Annotated in this window: 13 protein-coding genes and 1 pseudogene; 11 read left to right on the top strand and 3 right to left on the bottom strand. The window is 72.7% G+C overall.

The genetic code is table 11. The features are described 5' to 3' along the window. The 5 genes from NCC78_RS32105 to NCC78_RS21505 all read left to right on the top strand — a co-directional run. A partial coding sequence (locus NCC78_RS32105; protein WP_284706337.1) for an Rv1363c family protein occupies positions 1–580 on the top strand: 580 nt, incomplete at its 5' end. A gap of 14 nt (positions 581–594) precedes the next feature. After that, a complete protein-coding gene (locus tag NCC78_RS21520) occupies positions 595–1122 on the top strand; it encodes a hypothetical protein (protein WP_250796592.1) in 528 nt (175 codons plus the stop codon). Between the two features lie 97 nt (positions 1123–1219). After that, positions 1220–2125 (top strand): NAD-dependent epimerase/dehydratase family protein, encoded by a 906-nt coding sequence (locus NCC78_RS21515; protein ID WP_250796591.1) that lies wholly within the window; start codon positions 1220–1222, stop codon positions 2123–2125. A gap of 89 nt (positions 2126–2214) precedes the next feature. Continuing rightward, a complete protein-coding gene (locus NCC78_RS21510; RefSeq protein WP_250796590.1) occupies positions 2215–2505 on the top strand; it encodes a GNAT family N-acetyltransferase in 291 nt (96 codons plus the stop codon). A 90-nt stretch (positions 2506–2595) separates the two neighbouring features. Then, a complete protein-coding gene (locus NCC78_RS21505; RefSeq protein WP_250796589.1) occupies positions 2596–3636 on the top strand; it encodes an NHL repeat-containing protein in 1041 nt (346 codons plus the stop codon). Positions 3637–3743: 107 nt separating this feature from the next. Here NCC78_RS21505 and NCC78_RS21500 read toward each other — a convergent pair whose 3' ends face one another. The 3 genes from NCC78_RS21500 to NCC78_RS21490 all read right to left on the bottom strand — a co-directional run bounded on the left by NCC78_RS21500 (position 3744) and on the right by NCC78_RS21490 (position 5502). After that, positions 3744–4295, bottom strand: a complete 552-nt coding sequence (locus NCC78_RS21500; protein ID WP_250796587.1) for a DUF5872 domain-containing protein — start codon at positions 4293–4295, stop codon at positions 3744–3746. A gap of 102 nt (positions 4296–4397) precedes the next feature. Next, the gene (locus tag NCC78_RS21495; RefSeq protein ID WP_250796586.1) at positions 4398–4880 is read right to left on the bottom strand and encodes a GNAT family N-acetyltransferase; all 483 of its coding nucleotides are present in this window, start codon (positions 4878–4880) and stop codon (positions 4398–4400) included. A gap of 142 nt (positions 4881–5022) precedes the next feature. Beyond that, entirely contained in the window at positions 5023–5502 is a 480-nt protein-coding gene (locus tag NCC78_RS21490) for a winged helix-turn-helix transcriptional regulator (protein ID WP_250796585.1), read from the bottom strand. 141 nt (positions 5503–5643) lie between these two features. On the opposite strand from NCC78_RS21490, the gene NCC78_RS21485 reads away from it, so the two are divergent. The 6 genes and pseudogenes from NCC78_RS21485 to NCC78_RS21460 all read left to right on the top strand — a co-directional run. Further along, positions 5644–5781, top strand: coding sequence for a hypothetical protein (locus NCC78_RS21485; protein ID WP_250796584.1), 138 nt, complete (start codon positions 5644–5646; stop codon positions 5779–5781). A gap of 223 nt (positions 5782–6004) precedes the next feature. After that, positions 6005–6850 (top strand): annotated as a pseudogene (locus NCC78_RS21480) (MFS transporter); the annotation flags it as partial. Positions 6851–6977: 127 nt separating this feature from the next. Beyond that, complete coding sequence (locus NCC78_RS21475; protein WP_250796594.1) at positions 6978–7457, top strand: hypothetical protein; 480 nt, start codon at positions 6978–6980, stop codon at positions 7455–7457. A 141-nt stretch (positions 7458–7598) separates the two neighbouring features. Next, positions 7599–8342: a YqjF family protein gene (locus NCC78_RS21470; RefSeq protein WP_250796583.1), complete on the top strand. Its 744-nt coding sequence runs from the start codon at positions 7599–7601 to the stop codon at positions 8340–8342. A 161-nt stretch (positions 8343–8503) separates the two neighbouring features. Then, positions 8504–9046, top strand: a complete 543-nt coding sequence (locus NCC78_RS21465) for a hypothetical protein (protein WP_250796579.1) — start codon at positions 8504–8506, stop codon at positions 9044–9046. After that, on the top strand, positions 9039–9950 hold a 912-nt coding region (locus NCC78_RS21460), incomplete at its 3' end, for a M48 family metalloprotease (RefSeq protein WP_250796577.1). The genes NCC78_RS21465 and NCC78_RS21460, both read left to right, overlap by 8 nt.

Genomic DNA, 9950 nt, shown 5'->3' with positions numbered 1-9950 from the left:
GACGGGCGGAGACGACCCGGGGGGCGTGGACGGTCCGCCGGAGGAGGACGCCGACGACCGGGGCGCCGGGGTCCCGGCCACGGCCGCGCCGGCGGGACGCCGGCGGCCGTTGGTCGTCCTGCTGGTGGCCGTGCTCGCCGCGACGCTCGTCGCGGCCGGCGTTACCGGCCACCGGTGGTACGCCGACCGGACCACCGATCTGGCCCGGCAGGCCGCCCTCGCCGCCGCCAAGCAGGCCAGCGTCAACTTCGTCTCGATCAGCGCGGCCAGCGTCGACCGGGACATGCAGCGGATCGTCGACGGGGCCACCGGTGACTTCAAGGAGGAGTTCACCCGAGGGCAGTCGCAGGTCCGGGCCGCGGTGGTGGAGAACAAGGTCGAGTCGCGCGGGACGGTGCTGCGGGCCGGGCTGGTCTCGGGGGACCGCCGCCGGGCGGTCGTGCTGGTGGCCGTCGACGCCACCGTCAAGAACGTCAAGGCACCGCAGGGACGGCCGTCCCACTACCGGATCCAGGCGGACCTGGTCCGCGACGAGGACTCCGGCCGGTGGCTGGTGTCGCGCCTGCAGTTCGTCGGATGAGAGAGGGAGGACCCGTGCGTACCCTGGTCGAATTCGCCCGCCGGCCGCGCATCCCCGGGCGGCGCCCCACCCGGATCGGGCTCGTCCCGGCGCTGACCGTCGCCATCGTGCTGGCGGTCGCCGTCGCCGGCCTCGCCGGGTGGGGTGACCACCGCGCCGCGCAGCGGGACGCGGCCGTACGGCAGGCCCTGGCCACCGCACCGGCCGCGGCCAAGGCGATCTTCTCCTACGACTACCGCACCTTCGACCACAGCATCGCCAACGGTCGCACCTTCGCCACCGGCGCGTTCGAGAAGGAGTACGCGCACACCACGGCGGCGCTCAGGCAGACCGCCACCAAACAACAGGCGGTCGTGGCGGCCGAGGTGTCCTCGACCGGTGTGGTGAGTGCGACCACCGAGCGGGTCGAGCTGCTGGTGTACCTCAACCAGTACCGGCGCAACGTGAACACGGCGGGGGAGAAGGTCGACCAGAACCGGGTGGTGCTCACCCTGGTCCCGGTCGACGGGCAATGGCGGGTCGCCGAGGCCACCGCCATCTGACCTGTTGGGCCAACGCGAGGAGCCCGCCGCGGCTTCGGTCGAGCCCTGTGCGGGGTGCGGTGGCCCGAGCCCGCCGCGTCGCAGGGAGGATGTGACCATGACCGATCCTGCTCTCGCATCCGCACTTCCCAGGCGCGTCGTCGTCACCGGGGCCACCGGCAAACTCGGTCGCGCCGTCGTCGCCCACCTGCGCGATGTGGGCGTCGACGTGCTGGCGGTGGACCGCGCCGGCGGTCAACGCGACGCCGACGGCGAGTTCCTCCTCGTCGACCTCACCGACTACGGGCAGGTGGTGGAGGCGTTCACCGGCGGCGCCGACGAGCACGCCGGCGGGGTCGACGCGATCGTGCACCTGGCGGCGGTCCCGGCCCCCGGGCTGCTGCCCAACGCGACCACCTTCGCGAACAACTCCGCAGCGACGTACAACGTCTTCGCCGCGGCCAGGGCAGCAGGAATCAAGCAGGTCGTGTGGGCGTCGAGCGAGACCGTGCTCGGGCTGCCGTTCGACACCCCGCCGCCGTACGCGCCGGTCGACGAGGAGTACCCGCCGCGCCCGGAGTCGACCTACTCACTGAACAAGGCGCTCGAGGAGGAGATGGCGCGGCAGTTCTGCCGATGGGACCCCGAGCTGGTCATGGTGGGCCTGCGGTTCTCCAACGTCATGCACGTCGACGACTACGCGCGGTTCCCGGCCTTCGACGCCGACCCGCGGCTGCGCCGATGGAACCTGTGGGGCTACATCGACTCCCGCGACGCGGCGCAGGCGGTCGAGCGGGCACTTGCCCACGACCGGCCCGGCGCCGACGTCTTCATCATCGCCAACGCCGACACCGTCATGAGCAGGTCCAGTGCCAGCCTCATGGCGGAGGTCTACCCGGGCGTCGAGGTCCGCAAGGAGCTGGGCGAGCACGAGACCCTGCTCAGCATCGACAAGGCACGACGGGTCCTAGGCTACGAACCCCAGCACTCATGGCGCGACCACGTGGACGCCACGAGCCGCTGACCCGTCGATCGCCACCGCAACGCCGTGACCTCGGCTCCGGCGGGGGTGTCGCACCTGCTCCGTGGTTGGATGGCGGGGTGCAGTTCACCGTGACAGACGTACCGGAGCGGGAACGTTTCGAGGCGCGGGAGGAGACCGGGGCGCTGGCCGGCGTGGTCACCTACCAGCTGACCGGCACCATCATCGTCTACACCCACACCAAGGTCGACGCGGAGTTCGAGGGGCGAGGGGTCGGGTCGACCCTGGCCCGTGCGGTGATGGACGACGCCCGGGCCAGAGGCCGGACCGTGGTGCCGGTCTGCCCGTTCCTCAGCGGATGGCTGGGCGAGCACCCCGAGTACGACGCCATCGTGGCCCGGTCGACGCGCAAGATGAAATAGCCGGGCCGGCGGTCTCGCGGGTCGCCGATGGAAGGATCACGGGTGATGCGACGAGGCAAGGGAACCACTCGGAGGCTGCGGGGGATCGCCGTGGGAGCGGTCGTTGTCGTCGCCGTCACGGTGGTCCCGCCCACAGCGGTGGCGAACCCGTCGCCCACCCTGGTCCGCGGGACGCCGGTGTGCGAGGTGGGTGGTGGCCCGCTGACCGAGATCTCCGGGATGGCCGCCACGGAGGACGGGTTCGTCATGGTCAACGACGGCGCGGACGACGAGACCCGTCGCCGGATCTTCTTCCTGGATCCTGAGTGCTCCGTGGTGCGGACGGTGCCCTATCCGTCGCGGCCGGCAGACACCGAGGATCTCGCCGTCGGCGCCGACGGCACGATCTGGGTGGCCGACATCGGCGACAACGGCCGCTCCCGGCAGACGATCGCGGTGTGGAAGCTCGCGCCCGGTGCCGACCGACCGGTGTTGTACCGCATGGCCTATCCGGACGGCCCGCACGACGCCGAGGCCCTGCTCCTCACGGGCGACGACCGGCCGATCATCGTGACCAAGTACTCGGCCGGCCTGTACGCCCCGGCCACTGCTCTGCAACCCGGCACGACGGTGCCACTGGCGAGGGTGGGACAGGTCCGACTGCCGGCCTCCACGACGAGCAACCCGTTCGGAGGGCTCGGCCAGACATCGGTCACCGGCGCCGCCACCGCACCGGACGGGCGCAGGGTGGTGCTGCGCACCTACGCCGACGCGTTCGAGTTCGACGTCGTCGACGGCGACGTGCTCACCGCGCTGACCAGTGGGAGGCCACGGATGACAGCGCTGCCCGACGAGCCGCAGGGCGAGTCGATCACCTACGGCCGCGACGGCCGATCCCTGCTCACCGTCTCCGAAACCGCCGACCAGCCACCGGGAACGAAACCCAGCATTCTGCGCTATCCCCTGATCGCGGCCGTTGCGTCCACCGAGCCGCAGGTCACCTCCGCGCCGACCGCCCGCGCCGCCGGCGATCACGTCGGCCGCACCGGGAACGCGCTCACCCCGATCGTGCTGGCGGGAGCATTCGGGCTGGGTGTGATCGTCGTGGGACTGGTCGCGGTGACACGGTCACGGCGGGCCAGGTCGCGGTAGCCGTGGTGGCCGGGCACGCCCGGGGATCATCCCCGGCGCACCGATCGGCCGGTCACCGGGAGGTTGGGCGGCCGTCACCGGCCGTGGGTACTGCCGGAGACCAGGGGTCAGCGCCTGTTGAGTTCCGACTCCAGCCGTTGGATGAGCGTCTTGCGGGCCTTGCCGTCGCGTTCGTACTGCAGTGCCGCCTTGAGCTGGCCCGTGTCGAGACCGCGGACGAGCCGGGCCGCCTCGGGGACCGTCAACTCCGACAGCCGCGCGGCCGACGTGGCCTCCTTACGCGCGCGTTTGGCTGGCTCGGTGTTGGCGACGCGCTGGGCGCCGGATCTGGACGCCCTGCGCTTCTTGGTGTCGGTCGCGCGCTGCTCCTCGTCGGAGAGTCGTTCCCATGCCTGCCTGGGCAGGTAACGACTCGTCTCGCCGTCCTTGCGCGCCCGGGTGGCGCCGTCCCTGGTCTGCCAATCCTGCTCACCCCACCGCTGCAGGGATTTCTGCCGCTCATCCTTCGGGCCCTGGAAGCCCCCGCCGCGCTTCTTGTACTCCTGGGTGAGCAACTGCGACTTGCGCGCCGACCACTGTCCCGGCTTGCCGCCCTTGTCGGAAGACTTGATCTCTTCCTTGATCTGGTTCCTCAGGTCGGGCTTCGTGTACCTGGCCATACCCGCGAGTTTCCCGACGCACCCTGACCTATGCGCCGAGGTCGGAGCGTCGTCGGCCCTGGCGGACGGGCGCGGGAGCACGCCCGTCCGCCAAGGGCTCGGTCAGAGTTGCCGGTAATAGACGGCGATCGGGAGCAGGGTGCACCCGAGCCTCTCGTACAGGGCTCGGGCGGGTGCGTGGAACGGGTCGCCCCCGGTGCCAATCTCCACCACCTCGGCTCCGAGGCTCCGCATCTCGCCGAAGGCGTGCTCGCACAACGCGGTGCCCGTGTGGTGCCGGCGGTGCTCGGCTGAGACGGCGAGGATCGTGATGCTTCCGTTCCGGCGAGCCGGGTCGACGGTCCAGGCCACGTAGCCGGTGATGGTGCCGGTGGTCTCGGCGACCGCGACGTACCTGTGCTGACCGGGGTCGTGGAGCTCGGCTACCTGCTTGCGGTAGTCGTCACGCCAGTTGCCGTGCTGGTTGGCGAAGACGACCTCGCCCACGAGGGGTCGGAAGGAATCCTCGTAGAAGGGTCCGAACGTCTCGATGGTCAATTCGGTGAGCCGTGCCAGATCATGTTGGACGAAGGAGCGAATACGCATGGAGGTGCGCCTCTCACACTGAGGGAACGACAGCCGGACGAAAGGGGCATCGGTCGGCCCGCTCGCGGCCTGGTGTGGCGGTGAGCCGGCCCTCAGTGACGAGTACGGCAGGCGGCGAAGCACTCGATGGCCGCCATCGTAATCACCCGTTGCGGATCAAGCCGGGCCCGGCGGTGAGGTCGGTGTCGCCGTCGTCGACGTCATGACCCCCGTCGCAGCGCAGCACCGCCCGTACGGGGCGGCCGCACCCGCGGTGGCTGGCGAGTACGGGCGGGCCGGTCTTGTCCGCGGCCCAGGTGTCACCCCACGTGCGCAAGGCGGTGACCACGGGCAGCAGTTCGCGGCCTTTGCGGGTGAGCCGGTATTCGTAGCGGGTGCGCTGCCCCGGCTCCCGGTAGGGCGTTCGTTCGAGGAGGCCGGCGGCCACCAGGTCCTTGAGCCGGGTTGCCATGGCGGGCTCGCCGACGCCGACCCGGTGGACGAAGTCGTCGAACCGACGGGTGCCGAGCAGGGCCTCGCGCATGATCAGCATTGCCGACCTGCTGCCCACGATGTCCATCGTGCGGGCGATCGAGCAGTTCGTCATCGACCAGGCATCCCGGTCCTCCCGTAGATCCTCCATGTCGACCAGGGTACGAGCTGGCTTGCGTTGCAGCTAGTCAGGTGCTTGACTGGGCCGCGCTGGCTTTCCTCTAGGCAAGCCAGCCGGTCTTTCTGGTCGTACCGCCCGTTCACCGGGCCCAGCTCACAGACGGGGATCGACTTGGACATCTCGGCCACCACCGCCCTGGTCACCGGCGCCAACCGCGGGTTCGGACGGGCGATCGCCGGCGAGCTGTTCGCCCGGGGCGCGAGCAATCTCTCCGGTGGCGTGGCCGCCCGCTACCCGCAGCTGCCGTGACCCGCGCCATCCACCCCCCACCGCGCGCCGCCCACGCGGGCGGCACCGCCACCCGCGCCGGCGACGTCCCGGCTCGAACTCTCGAGGACGGCCTGTGACCGACCAGCGAACCCCGGCCCCCACCGTGCCCGGACGACCACTGTCGCGGCGCGCGACCAGGCCCCGGCCGACCGGCACCGTGCCGTCATCCGCACGCGGCTCCGAGCTGGCGACCCTCGTCGCGATGTGCCTGGGTGCGGCGATCACCTTCCTGCAGATCACGGCGACCGTCTCCGCCCTGACCACCATCCAGCGGGACCTCCGCGTCGACCTGACCAGCCTGATCTGGATCCCCAGCGCCTACACCCTGGCGGTGGCGGGTCTGGTGCTCTCCGCCGCGACGTTGGGCACCCGCTACGGTCCCAGGCGGCTGTTCGTCACCGGCGTCACCGCCATGATGGCTGGCGGGGCCGTCGTGGCCCTTTCCCCCACCATTGCCTGGGTGATCGCCGGGCAGTTCCTGGCGGGAGTCGGCGGGGCCCTGATCCTGCCGAACAGCCTGGCCATCCTCGGTGCCACCTTCACCGACCCACACCGACGCACCGAGGTCATCACCACCTGGGCGGCGGCCTCCGGCATCGGCCTGGCGGTGGGCCCACTCATCGCCGGGACCCTGCTGCGGCACCACCACTGGCACAGCGTCTTCCTGTCCACGATCGCGCTGGGCGCGGTCACCCTCGTCGTCACCGCGACCGGGGTCGCCGGATCCCGGCGCGGCGCGGGCCGACTCGACGTGCCCGGCCTGCTGCTGGGCACCCTCACGATCGCCGCCGCCGTCTACGCCCTGATCCAGGGCGGACGCGCCGGCTACACCAGCCCCGCGGTGGCCCTGACGTGGCTCGTCTCCGCTGCCGCGCTGGTCGGGTTCGTCCTGGTGGAGTTGCGCACCGCCACCCCCATGCTCGACGTGCGGCTGTTCCGGTCCGCCTCGTTCAGCGCCGTCATGGTGGTCGCGGCGGTGTCGCTGTTCGGTTTCACCGGGGTGGCGATCCTGCTCGTCCTGTTCCACGAACGCGCCCAGGCGCTGAGCCCGCTGGACACGGGCTGGCGGATGCTGGTGCTCTTCGCCGCCTACGCGATCGTCGCGTTCGCCGCCGGGCGCAATCCGCCGCACCGGGTTCAAGGCCCCACTCACCGCCGGTCTCGTCCTCGGTGCCGTGGCCAGCTTCGCGCTGGCCGCCCAGGGCCCGACCACCCCGTTCGGCCACCGCTGGCCGCTGCTCGCGCTGTTCGGCGCCGCCTGCGCCCTGGTGGTGGCCCCGGCGACCGCGGCGGCGCTGGCCAGCGTCGCACCCGCCCGGGCCGGCATGGCCTCCGGCGCGGTCAACGCCGCCCGCCAGGTCGGTTCGGTGCTCGGCTCGTCCCTGCTGGGCACCCTGCTCACCACCACGATGCTCGCCGAACTGCCCGACCGGCTCGCCGCCCACCAGGTGGCCGAACCCGCCCGGGCCGCCGTGCGGGCCGCCGCTACCGCCGGCACCAGCGGCAGTCAGCCGCCTGCCGCCCCGGTCCAGGCGGCGCTCGCCGAGGCCCTGACCGCCGGAGTGCAGGCCGGACTGCGCGTCAACGGCATCGTCTTCCTCGCCGCCGCCCTGCTCGCGCTCACCCTTGTCCGCAACCGGCCACACCAGAACTAGGGACGGCCGTCGTCACGCCAACCGGGTCGCAGGGCCGGCCCGTGGGCCGGGTGCCGGTGCCGCGGGTCACCGAGAAGACCACGGCAATGTCGAGCCCGGCATGCAGCGCGTACCCGACGAGCCCCGGGGCAGGATGGGTGCGTGGACATCGAGTCGGTCGACTCCGCACCCGATCAGGCGTTCGGGCGGGCGGTCCTGCGGCAGCGCTGGGAGGATCTGACCTTCCTGCACTGGGCGGTCGCGCCGGAACTCGTCGCGCCCCTGCTGCCCGCCGGCACCCGCCCGGACACCATTGACGGGTTCAGCTACGTCGGCCTGATCGGCTTCCGGATGGTCGGGCTGGGCCTCGGGTGCGGGCCGGGGGTGCCCTACTTCGGCAGCTTCTCAGAGACCAACGTCCGGCTGTACTCAGTCGACGGCACCGGCCGGCGGGCGGTGGTGTTCCGCTCGCTGGACGCGTCACGGCTGGTACCGGTGCTGGTCGCCCGGGCGACCCTGCGACTGCCGTACCTGTGGTCGGCGATGCGGTTGGACCGCGACGGTGACCGCTTCACCTACCGGTGCCGGCGCCGCTGGCCCGGCCCGGTCGGTGCGACGAGCCGGATGGCGGTCCGGGTGGGGGAGCCGATCGCCGATCCGACTCCGCTGGAGCACTTCGTCACCGCGCGGTGGGGGCTGCACACCCGGGCGTACAGGCGCACGCTGCACCTGCCGAACTGGCATCCCCGCTGGCCGTTGCACCGGGCCGAGCTGCTGCACCTGGACGACGAGCTGGTCACCGCCGCCGGACTGCCGTCGCCGACCGGACCGCCGGCCAGCGTGCTGTATTCCCCCGGGGTCCCGGTCCGGTTCGGCCCGCCGGTCACCCTGCGCCGGCCAGCCTGACCCGCAGCGACGGTTTTCCGAGTACGCCCGGTGGCTCGTCGGGGTGCCTTCTCGCGCCAACGTGGACCGCCGAGGGTAACTGTCCGGTTACTGATCGCACCGGCGCCGTCGGACTTCTATCGTGACCGCCGAACCGCGCGACGACCCGGTAGGCGGAAGGCATGATCACCATGAGTCCGACCAGGTACGCCTCCGGCGCGACAGAGGAAGAGCTGGTGCGGCTGGCGATCCGGGCGGTGGCCCCCGAGGAGGAGCCGCTGCTGGTGATCCTGCAACCGGCGTACCGGCGCCGGCCGGGCCGCTGGCTCGAGGACCCGAGCCGACTGGTGCGGGTCGGCGGCGGCGAGGCCGGCGGCGGGGGGTTCCACCAGACCGTCGAGCCCCTGCTGCCGTACGTGATGGTGCTGACCGGCGTCGCGCTCACCGTGCTGCGCGACGCGGTGCAGGGTCAGGCCACCGACGCGGTGCGTGCCGGCCTGCGCCGCCTCGGCCGGCGGTGGCTGGCCCGTCGCTCCGGCGCGGAGGAGCCGGCGGTGCGGCTGCGTCCCGGGCAACTGCTGCGCATCGAGGAGGCGGTCACCGCCGCCGCCCGTGATCCGCGCTGGGCGCTCACCGAGGACCAGGTCGCCGTGCTGGTTACGGCGGTGCGCGAGGCGTTCGTCGCACGGTTCGGGGTGGCCGCCGGGAACGCCGAAGGTGAGTGAGGCGATCCCGCGTCGCGCCCGCGTCGGCGTGGTGACCCCGCCGCTGCCCTCGCCCGCCCTGGGCCGGTTCGTCGCCGTGGTGACCGCGGTCGTCGGGACGAGCATGTTCGGCTGGCAGACGGTGCTCATCGACGCGGCGGTCACCCGCGAGCGGGCCGAGTGCGTGGGCGGGCTGCGCCGGTTGCTGCCCCCGGTCGACGTCCGGGCCGGCACGGTCAACGAGGAGTCGGCGGCAGCGGTGCAGCGCTGCCTCGGCACGCTGCACGCCGACGTGACCCGCCAGATGCTCGTCGGGCTGGCGGTGCTGGCGGCGGTGACGGCCGTCATCTACCTCGCCGCGCCCTGGTGCGAACGGCGGCTGCGCGACCTGCGCCGCCTCGACCGGATGCCGGGCACCGAGGCGTTGCGGGCGGACCTGGCCGCCCTGGTCCGCGAGGCGGGACTGCGCCGTACGCCGACGTTCGTGGTGTCCCGGTCGGCGCGGGTCAGCGGCAACACCTTCGGCACGTTCCCCGTCCGGTACGTCCGGCTCGACCTGGGGCTCGTGCACGCCCACCGGACGGCGCCGGGCGTGTTCCGGGCGGTCGTCCTGCACGAACTGGCCCACCTGCGCAACGCGGACGTGGACCTGACCCGGCTGACGATCGCGCTGGCGTGGGCCTTCCCGCTGGGTGTGCTGGCGCCGGTGGCGGTCAACTACGCCGGCGCCGTGCCGGCCGCGCACCTGCTCGGTGACGCCTGGCGGCTGGCCGTGTTCGCGCTGGTGGTGCAGGTGTCGGCCTGGTCGGTGCTGCGGGCCCGGGAGTTCGCCGCGGACGCCCGGCTGACCGGGGCCGACGCGGCGACCGCCCGGGCGCAGCCCGCGGCCGACCGCACCCGGGCCGGGCGGTGGGTCCGCCCCGCC

The sequence above is a fragment of the Micromonospora phytophila genome (genome assembly GCF_023656545.1).
Classification (GTDB): domain Bacteria; phylum Actinomycetota; class Actinomycetes; order Mycobacteriales; family Micromonosporaceae; genus Micromonospora; species Micromonospora phytophila.
Note: the sequence above shows the minus strand (reverse complement) of the source record. Positions and strands in the feature narration are given on the sequence as shown.